Origin of the sequence: Sphingomonas sp. NPDC092440 (assembly GCF_044754985.1) — a bacterium.
Classification (GTDB): Bacteria; Pseudomonadota; Alphaproteobacteria; order Sphingomonadales; family Sphingomonadaceae; genus Sphingomonas.
Genome location: NZ_JBIVQA010000002.1, coordinates 231657 through 246412, shown reverse-complemented (window position 1 = coordinate 246412; position 14756 = coordinate 231657). Strand labels below are relative to the sequence as shown.

Genomic DNA, 14756 nt, shown 5'->3' with positions numbered 1-14756 from the left:
CCTACAACTCGATGCCGTCGCCGGGGTCGAGCGACGCCTGCCGCGCGAGCCCCTGCATTCGCCGGCGCACGGCCGCCTGCCGGACCGCATCGTCCTGCTCGTCATCGACGATTGCGAACTCCTGCGCCGGCGGTGGTGGCGTCTCTGGCGCGATGGCGACATGCTCGGGCAGCTCGGGTTCACGGCGGAGCCCGCCATTGGCGGCGTCCTCCTGCGCCCGCATTATCCGCGCCACGTCGGCCGGATCAGCCGCGGCGGCGCGACCGGTCCAGTCATCGGGACGCGCCGCGCCTGCGATCGGCCTGGGCGCGTCCGTGATCCGCTCGGACAGGCGGCGGTCTTGAAAATAGCGCGCCTTCTTTGCACGGATCGGATGGACCCCCGCCACCATCACGATCTCGTCGTCAGGCGGAAGCTGCATCACCTCGCCAGGGGTGAGGAGCTGGCGCGCGGTCTCCGATCGCGACACCATCAGATGCCCCAGCCACGGCGACAGGCGATGCCCGGCATAGTTCTTCATCGCCCGCATCTCGGTCGCGGTGCCGAGCGCGTCCGACACACGCTTGGCGGTGCGCTCGTCGTTGGTGGCGAAGCTCACCCGGACATGGCAATTGTCGAGGATCGCGTTGTTCGGCCCGTATGCCTTCTCGATCTGGTTGAGCGACTGCGCGATCAGGAACGCTTTCAACCCGTAGCCCGCCATGAACGCCAGCGCGGACTCGAAGAAGTCGAGCCGGCCGAGAGCCGGGAACTCGTCGAGCATCAGCAGCACGCGCTGGCGGTTGCCCTTGGGCGTCAGTTCCTCGGTCAGTCGGCGCCCGATCTGGTTGAGGATGAGCCGGATGAGCGGCTTGGTCCGCGAGATGTCGCTGGGCGGCACGACCAGATAGAGTGTCGCCGGCCTCTCGCCTTCGACCAGATCCGATATGCGCCACTGGCACGCTCGCGTGACCTGCGCGACGACAGGATCGCGGTAGAGCCCAAGAAACGACATGGCGGTCGAGAGCACGCCTGATCGCTCGTTGTCGGATTTGTTCAGCAGTTCGCGCGCGGCCGAGGCGACGACAGGATGCACGCCGGCCTCGCCCAAGTGCGGCGTCGCCATCATCGCGGCCAGCGTCTGCTCGATCGTGCGTGACGGATCGGAGAGAAACGACGCCACGCCGGCCAGCGTCTTGTCGGCCTCGGCATAGAGGACGTGGAGGATCGCGCCGACCAGCAGCGAGTGCGAAGTTTTTTCCCAGTGGTTCCGACGCTCGAGACTGCCTTCTGGATCGACCAGCACGTCGGCGACATTCTGCACGTCGCGCACCTCCCACTGGCCGAGCCGGACCTCCAGCAAGGGGTTGTAGGCGGCTGATGCAGCGTTGGTCGGATCGAACAGCAACACACGACCATGCTGCGACCGGAAGCCGGCGGTGAGCTGCCAGTTCTCACCCTTGATGTCATGGACGATCGCCGATCCCGGCCAGGTCAGCAGCGACGGCACGACCAGACCGACGCCCTTGCCGCTCCGTGTCGGCGCGAAGCACAGCACATGCTCGGGACCGTCATGACGCAGGTAATCGCGCGCGAGCCTGCCGAGCACGACGCCGTTCGGCCCCAGCAGCCCTGCGCCGCGGACCTCCTTCTCGCTGGCCCAGCGCGCCGAGCCGTATGTCTCCGCGTTCTTCAGCTCGCGCGCGCGCCACACGGACATGCCGATGGCGACGGCGATCGACACGAACCCGCCCGACGCAGCGATGAACGCGCCGGTCTGGAATATGGCCGGCGCATAGGCATCGAACGAGAACCACCACCAGAAGAAGGCCGGTGGCGGATAGACCCGCCAGCCGAAAGCCATGAACCAGGGCGGCCCCAGCTCGGGCTGATAGGCGAGCGCGGCCGCCGTCCATTGCGTCGCGCCCCACACGGCGGCGAGCACGATCAGGAACACGGTGATGACCTGGCCCCACAATATCTTGGTCGCGGACATGCTTGTCTCCTTGCGCTGGCTAGAGGCCGAGGCCGCGCTTGCGGCCCATCATCAGGTCGAGCCCGCCGCCGTCACGGATCACGCCGGACACCTGACGGCCGAGCTGCTGTTCGAGGGCGCTTGCCCAGGGTACGAGGCGGAAGCCGAGGCCGTCGTCGATCATGGCGAAGCGGCCGGACGCGAGCGCGAGCCGCTGGCGAACGACGCCGGCGATCTTCTCACCCGCTTGCGTCGGCCGATAGGCAAGGCCGGTCTCGCCCGCGATCTTCGCGCCAACCGAGTCCAGCTCGCGCCGCCGCAGGGTGTCGATCAGGCCGCGCTCGAACACGGCCCGCTCGCCGAACCGGCGCGCCAGCCCTTCCTTAACGAGATGGTCGGTGCGCGCGTCCATCGCGCGGCGCACCTCGGCGCCGAACCCGCCGTCCGCGACGCCCGCGCCGCGCTCGATCAGGCGATGGTCGAGCCAGGTTGCGCCGGGCGCCTTGACCTGCGCCGACAGGTCGAGGTCCGATCGCGTTGCGAGGATCAGGCTCGGCTTCGGCTCGCCGGGTTTGCCGATCGCGCGCAGCTCGACGATGCCGCCGAGCTTGGGGCTGTGCTCCAGCGCCTCGATGCCGGGCAAGCGGACATGGTGCGCGCGGCCGTCCGTGCCGTCGATCACGGCATAGGCCGCGCCGGTCAGTTCATCGTGCAGCCCCTTGTCGATCAGCCGGCCGATGATCGGTTTCTCGGGCGTGGCGCCCACGACTGCATAGCTGTCGAGCGGTCGATCTTGACCGTGATCCTTGAGCGCCTGGCCGATTGTGCGGATGATATCGCCGCGCGCGGCCAGCTCGCGCAGCTTGGTTTGCGCGCCTTCGGCGACCGCCCATCGGCCCGGCTCGCCCTCGGCGGCGAGCCCCATCGTCTCAAGGTGCAGCAACCGGCCGACCATCAAGCGGCGGAGGCGCGGGTCGTCAGGGCCGATCCGATCCGGGCGCAGGTCAATGACGCCCAGCTCGTCGGCGGTGCGCTGGATTTCGGTGTCGAGCCGAGTCCAGCGCTCCGCCGCCACCTCGCGGTCGAGCGCTTGGCTGATTTCATGCTCGGGCTTCGGCCCCAGCTCGGCGAAGGCCAGCTCCTCGGCGCGCGAGCGCAGGCCGTGGCTGATATAGTCGCGGGCCATGACGAGATCGGCGCCCTGGTCGGTCTGCCCACGCACCAGCAGATGGACATGCGGGTTGTCGGTGTTCCAGTGATCGACCGCGACCCAATCGAGCCGCGTTCCCAGGTCCGCCTCCATCTGGCGCACAAGGTCGCGGGTATATTCGCGAAGGTCGGTCAGCTCGCTCGCATCCTCGGGCGAGACGATGATGCGGAAATGATGCCGATCATCCTTACACCGATCGGCAAACGCACGATCATCGGCGCGGTCAGACTCGGCGTCGAACATGCGCGTCGGTGAGCCGTCGCGGGTGACGCCTTCGCGCTTGAGGTAAGCGGTGTGCGCGGACAGCAGCGCCATGCGCCGGCCGCCGATACGGTGGCGCACCGGCAGCGCCTTCACCAGTACGCGCCGGCCAGAGCCGAACAGGCGGCTGCGCGCGAAGGCCGTGCGGCCCTTCCCGAAGCTCGATTGGCCGCGCCGGCTGGGTCCGCCCCAGCCGCCGCGCTGGCTGCCGCCGCTCATCGCGGCGATGCGCAGCACCTCGGCGACAAGCCCGCGCGCATTGCGGCCCTGCGCCTTGCTGCGCTTCGCCTTGCCCGGCCGAACGCGGAACTCGCGCTGGTCGCTCATGACCGGGCCGCTTTCCGCCGAAAACCGGCCGTGGTGCCGTTCGGCGCGTTGAAATACCTGGCTTTTTCCTTCCGAGCGGCACGCTCGCCGACCAACGCCCCCACGTTAGCCATATGAAAAGCCTCGGCTTTTCGGCGAAACGGGGTGCGGCTTGTATCTTGCCCTCGTCTGTCCCTGCCGTTTTCCTCCTCCCCAGCGCCCTTACTGCTTCGGACAGATGAAGGGAGCGACAGGCCGATCATTTCGGTCGGCCCGCGCGGGCGCGGGACACGAACAGCGTGTCGCGCGGCTCATTGGCCGGCGGATCACCAGCGCGAACGTTGCCGGTTGTCGGCCGGTCGGTCGATAGCTTGGACGCGGCTTCGTCGCCGTCCGATTGCCCGCCCACGGCGTCCGAAGCGGCGCTGGCGGTGCGGACGAACAGCGCCGCACGACGCCATGCAAACGGATCAGGCGTAGCGGTCGCCGTCACCGCTACTGCGCCCGCTGCGCCGGTGATCGGTGCGAGCTGGGCGAGATAGCCGACCGTCTCGGGCGGCAGCGGACGGCCGCGCGACACGAAGTCGTCGTAGCGCCCTGGTCCCGCATTATAGGCCGCCAGCATCGCGCTGGCGTTGCCGTAGCGGTCGTGCATCTCGCGCAGATAGGCCGCGCCCGCCATGATGTTGTCGCGCACGTCGAACGGATCGGAGCCGAGGCCGTGGCGGGTGCGCAGCCTTGCCCAGGTCGCGGGCATGATCTGCATCAAGCCCATCGCCCCGGCGCGCGAGACGGCGCGGGCATTGCCGCCGCTCTCGACGCGCATCACCGCCCATATCCACGCCTCGGGAATGCCGAACCGCCGCGCGGCTTCGGCGACATGACCAGCGTAAGGATGGACGGCTGCCGATCGCGCGGCCGGCACATCTTGCGCCATCGCCGGGGCAGACACAGCGCCGCCGGACAGCAGGACGACAGCAACCACCACCGCCGATCCGACTCCGCTCCGCCGCCAGCCTGCCAGCGTGCTCGCTACGGTAAAGGGTGCGCGCGAAGCGCCGGCCTCCGGCCGCCCTTGACCTTCGCTGCGCGCCCCGGCCGGCCTGCGACCGAGCGGGACGAAGGGATGAGACGGCTTTCCCGCGAACAAAGGGATGATGATCGGCCGCACGGGATCAATCCTGCTCGCGCGACTTCGGCTGGCGGTTCCAGCGCAGCGACCAGGCCGACTTGTCGCCGGTGCTCTGGAACAGGGCGGCGCGGATCGGCTGCACGAACGCGGGATCGTCGATGCGCAGCGAGACGTAATCCCCGGCGCGTTCGCCGGTCTCGTTCCAGCCGGCGCCGATCTCCGGGCCTTCGCCGCTGTCGCCGCGGTGGACGCGCCAGTCTGGCGCCTTATCGGCGTCGCTCTGCTCGGCCGGAACGATCGAGATACGGATGTCGAGCGTCGCCGTCTCGATGATGCCTTCGTAGCCGTTGGCGGTGCGGAAGAAGCTGCCGATCTGCATGGGAATCTCCTTTGGGTTGGCAGGCGGAAAAGCGGGTCAGCGCCACATGAGCGGCGCGTCGGGCGTGTCGCGGGTGAGGATGGGGATGGCGCGGCCGAGCACGGACGAGGCCGGCAGCGGCCCGAAATAGCGGCCGTCCATGCTGTCGGCGTGGTCGGGGTTGAGCATCAGCAGCTCGCCGGCGCGCAGCGTTCGGCAGCCCTGCCAGACCGGCAGCGGACGGCCCCGGCCGTCGCGCTGCCGGGCGACGACGACGGGCCGCCCATCGACGCTTACCACCGCGTCGATGCGGCACACGATCTGCCCCGGCCGCGCCGCGACATGCTTCAACAGCGGCACGCGCTCGCCGAGATAGCCGCGCTCCGCCAGCCAGCGCGCCAGCGCCGGTGGCGGCGTCACGGCGACGAGTGCGCCGAGTGCGCCGAGCGGCGGATCGTGCAACGGCTCGATGCGGTAGAGCCCGATCGGCGCGCTGGCGCTGGCGTTCCAGACGACGCGCGGCAGCGGGTCGAGCACTGCAATCGCGGCGAAAGATGCGCCGAACAGCGTTGCGGCGGCGACCGTCGCAATGGCCCATCCACGGCGGGTCATCGCTCAATCTCCCGGCGTTTGAGCCACGCGCGATGGCGCTCCATCGTATAGGGCCGCGGCGGTTGTCCGGCGGCGATACGGTTGTGGACGTGCCGCCAATGATCCGGCGCGGCGTCGCACGGATCGACGCCGGCCGCCTCGGTCGCGTCGATCGCGGCGAGCACTTGGCTGACCTTAGGCCAGCCCTCGATCTTGAGCAGGATATCGCCGCCCGGCCGCACGAACGGGAGCGTCGTGAACGGCTCGCCGGCGCCGACCGCGCGCACGATGTCGATGCGCGAGCTGACCGTGCCATAGTCGTTCGCCGCCCAGCGGACGAAGGCGAAGATCGCGCCGGGACGGAAACGAACGATGCGACGGCGGCGATCGACGATCTCGTCCACCGCGACCCGGCCGAACCTGATCCAGTGCTCGACCCGCTTCTCGATCCAGGTCAATTCCACCCGCGTCATGCCGTCGTCAGACGGCTGGCGGTGGCGGATGGGTGACGGCGGCACGGTCATCGCCGGCTCCGGGCGATGGCTGAATCTGCGCGGGGCATGAGGTCGTCTTGGCCGGGATCGGAGGTCGAGTGCTTGATGCCGATGTCGGCCCAAGCGCGCAGGTCATCGACCGAATAGACGACGCGGCCGCCGATCCGGCGGTAGGCCGGGCCGGTTCCGAAATAGCGATGCTTCTCCAGCGTGCGGCCGGAGAGGCCGAGGAAGCGAGCGGCTTCCGGCGTGCGCAGGAAGCGGGGCGGCAGGTTGGTGGGCGTATCAGACAAGTGACGGCTCCTGCGGGCGGTGGCGGCAGGAGGCGAAACTGGCAGAATGGATGCGGCCGGGTGGGGTATGAAGATGTGCGGCTGCACGGATGCGACCACCCTCTAGAGGGTATCGCCGAAGAAGGCGGATCAGCGGATGCGAAGCAGTTTGCGGTAGTCGCCGTTCATCATCGCGATACCATCGCGGACCAGCCGGACCACGAACGAACGTGACGCGGACATCTTCCAGTCGCTCGCGGACAGCTTGGTCGCATCTTCGCGCCCCAGCTCGGCCGCGATCTGGCGATAGGTCGCGCCGCCGTGGCGCAGGTCGAGCGCACGGAGAATCAGGTCAAGGCGCGCCAGCCGGTAGGCGGTGAGCGGCCAGCCGCGCGGCAGCGGACCCGCCGCGCGGCCGAGCAAGCGGCGGTGGAAACGCAACAAGCTGGCGATGCGCGTCAGGAAATCCTTGTCGAGGGGAATGACGGCAGCGAGCGAACGTCCGGGCATCGGGTCGCGCAGCCACAGCCGATGCTCGCCGGCCGCGTCGCCGACGATAATATGGCGTCCGTCGATCCCGGCCAGGTCGGCGAGCAACGCGCCGAGCGCGCGCGGATCGACCGGGGCGGCGGTCTCGAACCCATCCGGCGCGGTGTCGAGAATGACCGTGACGGCGGTCAGTTCCGGGCGCCAGACGACTGGGTCTGAGAGGTCATCCGGCGCCGTAGCGAAAAGACAACCCCCAGCGCCGCGCGAACGCCGCCTCTGCGGCGTTCTTCGCGACGGCACCGTCCGCGATGCGTTGCTGCATCTGCGCATGTTCGGCGCGGTACGTGCGGTTTCTCCGCAGGAACTCGGCGGCTATTTCGGCGCGTCCGCTCGCGTCGGATAATCCGCCGGCGGGCCGCTGGCGCCGTCCCGGTGGCGTCGGCATTGCATCCTCCCAGGTGCGCTTGGCGCATATTTCGGGAGCGACAACTTTGCCGCGTCAGAGGTCATGCAATAGCGCGAAGGTTGCACTCAACAATGTCGATGGCGGCGCACCTTCAGAAGCAAAATACACCGAAATGGATTGAATCTTAACGCTTTAGCGGTCGCTCACAACCGAGCAAATAGGCGTAACCAATCTCGGTCATCCATCGCGCACGCGCAAGATGGCTGTCGTGCATCGTCTTCGCCCGGTGCGGTTCTGCGGTGGCGTCGATGCCGAGAATACAGGCGGCAGCCTCGCGCCAATCACCTCCCTCGTCATTGGCATCGAGCAGGCGCAGATAATCCACCAAATGGCTTTCGTCATAAGTGGTGAGCTGCGATACGTCCGGCGCGCGATCCGCGAAACGGCTGATGCTCATGGCGCCCCCGTCATGTTCCCCATTAACCAACCTAGACCAAATACATGCGCTGGCTACGCGCAAATCTCGCATCGTTCGTTGCATCTGGCGCAGCGAAGGGCGGCGCTGAACCTGCGATACACCTTATATGGGATAAACCGGATATTGTGTATCGTCCAGCTTGGCGCGCATGGATATGCGCCGCCTAGTGGGACTGAATTTCGCCCGACTCAGGAAGGAGAAGGGCTTTACCCAAGAGCGTTTCGCCGAGACGTCGGGATTTACGCAGCAATATGTCAGCGATCTGGAACGAGGCCGCCGTAATCCTACAGTCGTGACGCTGTTTCACCTGGCCTCCCCACTTGGTATCACGCCGGCTGAACTTGTCGCCGAAATCGACCAGACCGCCGGCGATTAACCTTTTTCCTCTCAAATCGCGAGCCGGGCATAGCCCGGCGAGCGCGCTAGTAGCGGCGCCCGCGCGACCTTCGGGAGCGCGGGCGCCGCGATTTCGCTGGTCCAGAAAAGCGCCGTAGGACCGAAGCCCGGCCCTACGGCAGTGCGGCTTACGCCGCCTTCAAGCGCTGCATTCCCTCTGCCAGCGTCCACAGCGCGCGGTTGAGAGTGACATTCTGGTCGATCCCGTTGATCGCGCGAGTCTGGCTGCGGCGGATGCGGCCTTCGGCGTTGCGCTTGCGGCCATGCAATCCGCCACGAATGACGTTCTCCTGAATGACGTTGAACGTGGTCCACAGGCTGCGGTCCACATCCTCACGGCGGCGCGGTTCGATGATCTGCTCGGGCCGAACCGGGCTTTCGTCGTCGCCATAGCGCGCAACAAGGCTAACCTCGCCAAGCAAGCGCTGCTCATCCGGCGAAAGCTGGATCGCCTTCATCGACTCGCTGGCGTCGATCAGTCGGGGGAAGTCCTCGGCGACGGTATAAACGCCCTCGATAATGTCGTGCTCGATATTGCCCTTATGCGGCACGCGCACTTCCTCGAACCGCTCGCCCGCAATCATGCTGTTGGTGCAGACGAAGCGCAGCATCCCGGCGAACATCTGATAGGCGCTGGTCCCGTCATGGCTGTTCACAATGATGACTTCGGCGGCCTCGGGCTTGCCGATGCCGTCATCCCGACGCAGGCGCAGCATGTGCTTTGCGTGGCCGTGGCGGCTGCCGTCACGCGGCACCGACTGCACCGCGAAGAACGGAAACCATCCTTCTCGGCGCAGCCCCTCCACTATGTCGATGGTGGGGACATAGACGTAGCGATCCGAACGGCTGTCGTGTGCCTCGCGGGCGAAGATGGACGGAACGTGGCGATACAGCGCCTCGTTGTCGAGCGGCTCCCGGCCGCTGATCTGATGGGCGTTGCGGCCGAACCGGGTGGCGAGTTGATAGTGCATTTGGGCCTCCTTGGGCTTGGGTTTCCGCGCAGCGAAGCGCCGCGCTGAAACCCTGCCCGTCGGCGAGACCGGGGGTGCAACCGGAGTGGGCAGCTTCGCGGGGAACCGGCTGCACGTAACGCGAAGCGTGGAGGAAGCTGGGCGGAAGCCGCTCCGAAGGGCGCTGGGGGCAGCGCCCCAAGCACCGCGCCGTGAGAGCGGCGCCGACGAAAGCCTGCCGGCCCAATGGGCCGATCCGGACTGGCTGAAAGCGCTAGCGCGCCTCGACTGTGACGTGGGCCAGTTCGTGGACAGAACGCAGCCGGCCCCGCACATCCTCCGGGCTGGCGCTGCCGGTGAAGCTGACGATCGCGGCGTGGGCGCTCGGCCCAACGCGCCAGAGATGGAGGTCGGTGATCCGGGCATCCCCTTGGGCCTCGACTTCCTCGCGGACCTCGGTTTCCAAATGAGGATCGGAACTGTCGAGAAGGACGGCGGCGGTGTCGCGGAGGAGATTCCACGACCAAATGGCGATGACAATGCCGCCGACGACGCCCATGACGGGATCAAGCCAAACCCAACCGAGATAGGCCCCTGCCAGCAGGGCCGCGATGGCCAGCACCGAAGTCAGCGCATCGGCCAGAACATGCACGAAGGCCGAGCGCAGATTGTTGTCGTGATGGCGTGCCTGATTCTCGTGGCTATGACCGTCGTGATGATGCTCGTGATCGTGCGCGTGACCGGCGTGATGCCCATGATGGTCATGCCCGCCCGACAGCAGGAAGGCGCTGACCAAGTTGACCGCGAGGCCGACCACGGCAACCAGTGTCGCTTCGCCGAAGGCGACAGGGCGCGGGTCCAATAGTCGGCCAACCGATTCCACACCGATCCCGAGCGCGATGAGCGCCAGGACCAATGCGGAAGCGAAACCGGTAAGGTCGCCCACCTTGCCGGTGCCGAAGCTGAAGCGGCGGCTGTGGGCGTGGCGACGTGCGAAGGCGTATGCCGCCGCCGCAACCGTCAGCGCGCCCGCGTGCGTCGCCATGTGGAAGCCGTCCGCGAGCAGCGCCATCGAGTTGAAGACGGTGCCGGCGACGATCTCGCCGACCATCATGACGAAAGTCAGCGCCACCACCCACAGCGTGCGGCGGGCATTTTTGTCGTGGCTGGCGCCCAGAAACACATGGTCGTGGCTCAGAGCGTCGATCTCGTCGTGCAGGCTCAATTGTAGGTCCTCATTTGGCGTAGCGGCGCACTGCGGCGATCAGTTCCTCCGCGCCCGCCGAGCGCGCATCGTCGCTGAGGTCTGGCCGGGCGACATGCTCGCGCACATGGTCTTCGATCAGCTCATCCATGAGCCCGCCCACCGCCCCGCGCACGCCGGCGACTTGATGGAGAATCGTCGCGCAGCCGGCCTCGCTCGCGATGGCTTTCTCGATCGCGGCCACCTGGCCGGCGATCCGCCGTACACGGGCGAGGAGCTGGTCCTTATTGGAGATAGTGTGTGCCATAGGATACCCCCCTATCCCATATGGCGTCGGGAGGGAAGTGCTGAGTCGGAGGACCGAATGTCATTGCGACTTGGTGGGAAGACGCCCCGCTCGGTTGAGCGGGGCGTCATCGCCGATCAGCGGGACCAGATGAGTGCGTGTTCCCCGGTGGTCTCGGTCTCAGACAGCGTTGCGTAGATCGGAGCTGGGAAACTCGGATCGTCCAGCTTGACCGAGATGTAGTCCCGGCCTTCGCGGCTGGTCTTCTTCCAGGCGGCGCCGATGTCCATGTTGGCGGCGCTGATCCGGAAGTCAGGGGACTTTTCGCCTTCCTTGTCGACCGGCCGAAGAGTGGCCTTGGTGTTGAGGGTGAGCGTCTTGATGACGCCGTTGAACTCGCCCTTGGTGTTGGCGGTGAAGGTGCCGATCGTAGCCATGTCGTGATCTCCTGTCTGCTCGGACCGCGCCCATCGCGGCCTCGATGGCTCGGCGTCGGCCGGGGCACGATCGACCCCGCACCGCTTGCGGCCGGAACGCAGAGGAGGTTGGACGGCGGGCGGCTTTTTTGTTTCGCGATGCAAAGCCGAAGGTGGCGGAAAAAAGCCGAACGACGCCTTTGCGGGATGGCGATCGGCTCCGGTCAGACAAGCCATGGGGAGGCCGCCGGGTGTTCGGCCCGGAAGGTAGGGAGTTTCTTATGACCGGCGATTATGTCGGCACCTCTGTCAACAGCCTTGCGCGATGTTCATCCTACGTTCCAAGGTGATTGCCGATCCGACCAAGGAGACCGCGGAGGTTCGCAAGGGGGAGAAGGAAAAGGTGGCGCAACTGTTTTCGCAGGATCAGCTTGAAGCCATCGCCGGCGCACTCGGCGACACGGACACGGGGCTCAAGGGGACGGAGATCGCGATGCTGTTCGCGACCTGTCAGATGACCGATCCCGGCGAGATTACCAAGCGGCACCGCATCTACAACGCTTTCGCCGCCAGCCAGAACGCACGGCAGGACCGCACGCGCATCCTCGGCTTTATCCGCCATGCGATGAGACCAGCCCGCTATAGCCGCGAGCCGCATCGCTACGAGTCGATGCGTGCCAGTCTCAACCAGGCGCTGGCTTTCGCCGGCCTCGTAGTGAGCGAGGCGGGAAAGATCGAAACCGTCGAACAGGCGACGACGCTGCCGGAAGCACAGCGCCGCGCGAAAGAACTGCGCACCGATCTGGAGACGCGAGGCGTCCATCCCGATGTGCTGCGCTTCTGCCGCGCGGAACTGCTGGCCGACAACTATTTCCATGCGGTCCAGGAAGCGGTGAAAAGCGTCGCCGACAAGATGCGCGTCATGACGGGTCTGACCGATGATGGGGGAACGCTGGTGGACCGCGTGTTGGGCGGCGATCCGCCGATGCTGGCGATCAATCCGCGCGGCACGGTGAGCGAGCGTAGCGAACAAAGCGGCTTCGCCAATCTCGTCAAAGGCGTCTTCGGCATGTTCCGCAATACGACCGCCCACGAAGCGCGCATCCACTGGCCGATGACCAAGACCGACGCCGAGGATCTCCTGACCCTGGTATCCCTCATCCATCGCCGGCTCGACGCCAGCCACATGCCGCCGCGTCCCTGATCTCGCTCAACGGAAGCGGCCGCGCCCGGTCAGGGCGCGGCCGCGATTTTGCGGGCGACGAAAGAAGGCCGGGACCGCTCGCGCGACCCCGGCCCCATGCCGCTATTCGGCGGCGACGGCAAAGGACGCTTCGCCGTCCTCCGCTTCGGTGTCGGGAGCCTCCGCTTCGGACGGCTGCTTCACGCTCCCCAAGTCTTCGGCCTCGACGGGCGCGGGCTGCTCCGTTTCGGCCTTTGGCGTCCGCAGCACGGGGGGAAGCCAGCCGCTACCGGCCAGAAGTTGCTCGGCGGTCTGCGCCATGTCCGGCTTCTTCATGTCCGCGATACGGCGCGCGGCGTCCTCCGACACCCCTTCGGACACGGCTTCCACGATATGAGCCTTGGTGACGCGGCCAAGGTAGCTGTCCACGGTGGGCGTCCAGTCCTTCGCCACGTCCAGCGCCACCGCACTCGCCAGTCGGTCGGCAGTTTGCAGCGACCGGGGCTTGCGATCCCACGGCAGCCGCAGCGCGTTGACGGTGCGGGCCGCGCAATGCGCCAGCAACGCCGTCCGCCGCTCGTCTGTCAGCCCGACGATGAAGCCCCACAGGTCCGCCACGTCACGCGGCATCCGCTCGGCCCAAGCCTCGTGCTGCTCGCTCGCGCGCGCCGCCAAGGGTGTGTCCTCGATCCCGTCCGCATGGCTTCCCAAGGGGGTCACGGTCGGACGAACCTCAAGGCATCCGGCCTCCGCATAGCTGTAGAACAGTTGCACGGTGAGCGTATGGGTGAGCGCGATCAACGCCGTATCGGGCTGGTCGGCCAGCGCAACGCGCAACGCAAGGGTGCGATAAGCGGACAGGTCGCGGGTGAGGCTGTCGGAAATGGGCTTACCGGGTTCCTCGTCCTCCTCGATCTCCTGCGCGTCCTCGTCGCCGTCCTCTGGCTGCTCGTCCTCGCCGGTCTGCGGCTCGGTCGGTTCGCCATCGGCTTCCGGCTCCGGCTGCGGGTCCGCCAGCGCCTCGTCCTCGGCCCGGACGAACCCGCGCTCGATTTTCACCGTGCCGTCGTGATTGAGGATCACGAACGCGCCGCCGTTGGCGATCACGCTGGGCGCGAACGCCGAACGCTTGGCGGAAATGCCGTCGATCTCGTCGGACACCGCCTCCAGCCCCGCCGCCACGTCCTCGGGCATTTCGTCGTAGGACTCGTAGCCTTCGGCGAGCGCGTCATGCTCGGCGGACAGCGCCTCCAGCCGCGCCTCGTCCTCGTCGGTCAGCGTGACCGGCTCCGGGTAGAAGCGCCGCAGCCCGTGGCTGTGCGGAAAGTCGATATGCGCCTCGGTCCATTTCCAGCCCTCGGCCTCGACCTCGCCCGCAACCTCGCGCAGCCGCTCGGCGGCGAGCATGTCGAGCAAGCCCGCATCCTCGAAGAATCCGCCCCGGTCCTCGCTGAACAGGTCGCGGATGATGTTCCCGCCCGCCTCGACATAGGCGTCGGCCCCGACGAACACCGCGCGCCGGTCGGTCGCCGGAACATTGCTCGCGGTCATGTCACGCCGGATGATCCACGGCTCGCGGTTGTGATGCAGACCCTCGAACACCTGCTCCTGCCGGGCATGGTCCTCGTTGATCGCAAAGGCCATGAGCTGATCCAAGGTCAACCCGTCCTCCCGATAGACCTGCAATAGCTTGGGGCTGACCGCGCCAAGGCGCAGCCGCTGCTTCACCACGCCAGCCGACACGCCGAATCGCGCCCCGATCTCCTGCGCGCCCCAACCCTTGTCGTTGGAAAGCTCAGCGAACCGCTCGAACTGGTCAGCGGGGTGCATCGGCGTCCGGGTCACGTTCTCGTCCAGACTGATCTCGGACGGGTCGTTTTGCGTATCCAGCCAGCAGCGCACCGGCTCGGATTTCTTGATCTGCTTGCGCTTGGCGCGCAGCAGCATCGCCAGCCTGCGGCCCTCGCCAGCGGTGACGAGGAAATAGCCGGTCGGCGTCCCGTCCTCCTTGGTTTCTGGCTCCACGACAAGGTTCTGGATCAGCCCCTTGTGCTGGATCGAAGCGGCCAGCGCCTCGATAGCGGCTTCCCCATGCGGCACCTTGCGGGCATTGCGCGGGGACTTCTTGAGCTTGGCGAGCGGCACGAAAATCTCGACGCCCGACACAGGCTCGGCGGCTACGGTTTCGGTAACAGCGTTCATCACACTTCTCCTGAAAACCGCACTCACCCCGGAATGGGGTGGGCGGCGAAGAAGCGGACCGGCAGGCCCGCCGGCGGAGCCGGGCAGCACCCGCAGGGCCGGAACGAAGAGGAGGTAAGCGCGGCTTGCCGCGCGTTGCGGCCCGGCGCGGCGGGCCTAAAGGGAAGC

At 67.2% G+C, this 14756-nt stretch carries 17 protein-coding genes; 2 read left to right on the top strand and 15 right to left on the bottom strand.

The window, feature by feature from the left end:
• Nucleotide 1 precedes the first annotated feature (1 nt).
• The 10 genes from ACIQCS_RS04060 to ACIQCS_RS04015 all read right to left on the bottom strand — a co-directional run bounded on the left by ACIQCS_RS04060 (nt 2) and on the right by ACIQCS_RS04015 (nt 7930).
• The gene (locus ACIQCS_RS04060) at nt 2-1975 is read right to left on the bottom strand and encodes a conjugal transfer protein TraG (RefSeq protein WP_345846555.1); all 1974 of its coding nucleotides are present in this window, start codon (nt 1973-1975) and stop codon (nt 2-4) included.
• A gap of 19 nt (nt 1976-1994) precedes the next feature.
• A complete protein-coding gene (locus tag ACIQCS_RS04055; RefSeq protein WP_345846553.1) occupies nt 1995-3752 on the bottom strand; it encodes a DUF3363 domain-containing protein in 1758 nt (585 codons plus the stop codon).
• 238 nt (nt 3753-3990) lie between these two features.
• Entirely contained in the window at nt 3991-4719 is a 729-nt protein-coding gene (locus tag ACIQCS_RS04050) for a lytic transglycosylase domain-containing protein (RefSeq protein WP_345851973.1), read from the bottom strand.
• Between the two features lie 187 nt (nt 4720-4906).
• Nucleotides 4907-5242, bottom strand: a complete 336-nt coding sequence (locus tag ACIQCS_RS04045; protein WP_345846551.1) for a DUF736 domain-containing protein — start codon at nt 5240-5242, stop codon at nt 4907-4909.
• Nucleotides 5243-5278: 36 nt separating this feature from the next.
• Complete coding sequence (locus ACIQCS_RS04040) at nt 5279-5833, bottom strand: S26 family signal peptidase (protein WP_345846549.1); 555 nt, start codon at nt 5831-5833, stop codon at nt 5279-5281.
• Nucleotides 5830-6336: a DUF2840 domain-containing protein gene (locus ACIQCS_RS04035; protein ID WP_345846547.1), complete on the bottom strand. Its 507-nt coding sequence runs from the start codon at nt 6334-6336 to the stop codon at nt 5830-5832. The genes ACIQCS_RS04040 and ACIQCS_RS04035 overlap by 4 nt, the downstream gene beginning before the upstream one ends.
• A complete protein-coding gene (locus tag ACIQCS_RS04030) occupies nt 6333-6599 on the bottom strand; it encodes an AlpA family transcriptional regulator (protein WP_015459426.1) in 267 nt (88 codons plus the stop codon). The genes ACIQCS_RS04035 and ACIQCS_RS04030 overlap by 4 nt, the downstream gene beginning before the upstream one ends.
• Before the next feature lie 129 nt (nt 6600-6728).
• Nucleotides 6729-7397, bottom strand: coding sequence for a DUF2285 domain-containing protein (locus tag ACIQCS_RS04025; protein WP_401530117.1), 669 nt, complete (start codon nt 7395-7397; stop codon nt 6729-6731).
• On the bottom strand, nt 7291-7512 hold the full coding sequence (locus ACIQCS_RS04020; RefSeq protein WP_345846523.1) for a transcriptional regulator domain-containing protein: 222 nt from the start codon (nt 7510-7512) through the stop codon (nt 7291-7293). Before ACIQCS_RS04020 ends, ACIQCS_RS04025 begins: the two co-directional genes overlap by 107 nt.
• A gap of 145 nt (nt 7513-7657) precedes the next feature.
• Nucleotides 7658-7930: a DNA -binding domain-containing protein gene (locus ACIQCS_RS04015; RefSeq protein WP_345846522.1), complete on the bottom strand. Its 273-nt coding sequence runs from the start codon at nt 7928-7930 to the stop codon at nt 7658-7660.
• A gap of 169 nt (nt 7931-8099) precedes the next feature.
• Between ACIQCS_RS04015 and ACIQCS_RS04010 the strand changes: the two genes are divergently transcribed.
• Nucleotides 8100-8327: a helix-turn-helix transcriptional regulator gene (locus ACIQCS_RS04010; protein ID WP_345846519.1), complete on the top strand. Its 228-nt coding sequence runs from the start codon at nt 8100-8102 to the stop codon at nt 8325-8327.
• 148 nt (nt 8328-8475) lie between these two features.
• Here ACIQCS_RS04010 and ACIQCS_RS04005 read toward each other — a convergent pair whose 3' ends face one another.
• The 4 genes from ACIQCS_RS04005 to ACIQCS_RS03990 all read right to left on the bottom strand — a co-directional run bounded on the left by ACIQCS_RS04005 (nt 8476) and on the right by ACIQCS_RS03990 (nt 11224).
• Nucleotides 8476-9318: a DUF932 domain-containing protein gene (locus ACIQCS_RS04005; protein WP_345846517.1), complete on the bottom strand. Its 843-nt coding sequence runs from the start codon at nt 9316-9318 to the stop codon at nt 8476-8478.
• Between the two features lie 253 nt (nt 9319-9571).
• Nucleotides 9572-10522: a CDF family Co(II)/Ni(II) efflux transporter DmeF gene (dmeF, locus tag ACIQCS_RS04000; protein WP_345846515.1), complete on the bottom strand. Its 951-nt coding sequence runs from the start codon at nt 10520-10522 to the stop codon at nt 9572-9574.
• A 10-nt stretch (nt 10523-10532) separates the two neighbouring features.
• Nucleotides 10533-10808: a metal/formaldehyde-sensitive transcriptional repressor gene (locus tag ACIQCS_RS03995; protein ID WP_345846513.1), complete on the bottom strand. Its 276-nt coding sequence runs from the start codon at nt 10806-10808 to the stop codon at nt 10533-10535.
• Nucleotides 10809-10924: 116 nt separating this feature from the next.
• Nucleotides 10925-11224: a DUF736 domain-containing protein gene (locus ACIQCS_RS03990; RefSeq protein WP_345846511.1), complete on the bottom strand. Its 300-nt coding sequence runs from the start codon at nt 11222-11224 to the stop codon at nt 10925-10927.
• Nucleotides 11225-11528: 304 nt separating this feature from the next.
• Between ACIQCS_RS03990 and ACIQCS_RS03985 the strand changes: the two genes are divergently transcribed.
• On the top strand, nt 11529-12407 hold the full coding sequence (locus ACIQCS_RS03985; protein WP_345846510.1) for a TIGR02391 family protein: 879 nt from the start codon (nt 11529-11531) through the stop codon (nt 12405-12407).
• Nucleotides 12408-12509: 102 nt separating this feature from the next.
• On the opposite strand, the gene ACIQCS_RS03980 is transcribed toward ACIQCS_RS03985, so the two are convergent.
• Nucleotides 12510-14588, bottom strand: a complete 2079-nt coding sequence (locus ACIQCS_RS03980; protein ID WP_345846508.1) for a ParB/RepB/Spo0J family partition protein — start codon at nt 14586-14588, stop codon at nt 12510-12512.
• Nucleotides 14589-14756 lie beyond the last annotated feature (168 nt).

Excerpts from the sequence above, each read along its gene's own strand:
- ACIQCS_RS04025 (WP_401530117.1), bottom strand. The coding sequence starts at position 7,397 with ATGCGCAGATGCAGCAACGCATCGCGGACGGTGCCGTCGCGAAGAACG.
- ACIQCS_RS04040 (WP_345846549.1), bottom strand. The coding sequence starts at position 5,833 with ATGACCCGCCGTGGATGGGCCATTGCGACGGTCGCCGCCGCAACGCTG.
- ACIQCS_RS04055 (WP_345846553.1), bottom strand. The coding sequence starts at position 3,752 with ATGAGCGACCAGCGCGAGTTCCGCGTTCGGCCGGGCAAGGCGAAGCGC.
- ACIQCS_RS04020 (WP_345846523.1), bottom strand. The coding sequence starts at position 7,512 with ATGCCGACGCCACCGGGACGGCGCCAGCGGCCCGCCGGCGGATTATCC.
- ACIQCS_RS04010 (WP_345846519.1), top strand. The coding sequence starts at position 8,100 with ATGGATATGCGCCGCCTAGTGGGACTGAATTTCGCCCGACTCAGGAAG.
- ACIQCS_RS04015 (WP_345846522.1), bottom strand. The coding sequence starts at position 7,930 with ATGAGCATCAGCCGTTTCGCGGATCGCGCGCCGGACGTATCGCAGCTC.
- ACIQCS_RS04035 (WP_345846547.1), bottom strand. The coding sequence starts at position 6,336 with ATGACCGTGCCGCCGTCACCCATCCGCCACCGCCAGCCGTCTGACGAC.
- ACIQCS_RS04005 (WP_345846517.1), bottom strand. The coding sequence starts at position 9,318 with ATGCACTATCAACTCGCCACCCGGTTCGGCCGCAACGCCCATCAGATC.
- ACIQCS_RS04060 (WP_345846555.1), bottom strand. The coding sequence starts at position 1,975 with ATGTCCGCGACCAAGATATTGTGGGGCCAGGTCATCACCGTGTTCCTG.
- ACIQCS_RS03985 (WP_345846510.1), top strand. The coding sequence starts at position 11,529 with ATGTTCATCCTACGTTCCAAGGTGATTGCCGATCCGACCAAGGAGACC.
- ACIQCS_RS03990 (WP_345846511.1), bottom strand. The coding sequence starts at position 11,224 with ATGGCTACGATCGGCACCTTCACCGCCAACACCAAGGGCGAGTTCAAC.
- ACIQCS_RS03995 (WP_345846513.1), bottom strand. The coding sequence starts at position 10,808 with ATGGCACACACTATCTCCAATAAGGACCAGCTCCTCGCCCGTGTACGG.
- ACIQCS_RS03980 (WP_345846508.1), bottom strand. The coding sequence starts at position 14,588 with ATGAACGCTGTTACCGAAACCGTAGCCGCCGAGCCTGTGTCGGGCGTC.
- ACIQCS_RS04045 (WP_345846551.1), bottom strand. The coding sequence starts at position 5,242 with ATGCAGATCGGCAGCTTCTTCCGCACCGCCAACGGCTACGAAGGCATC.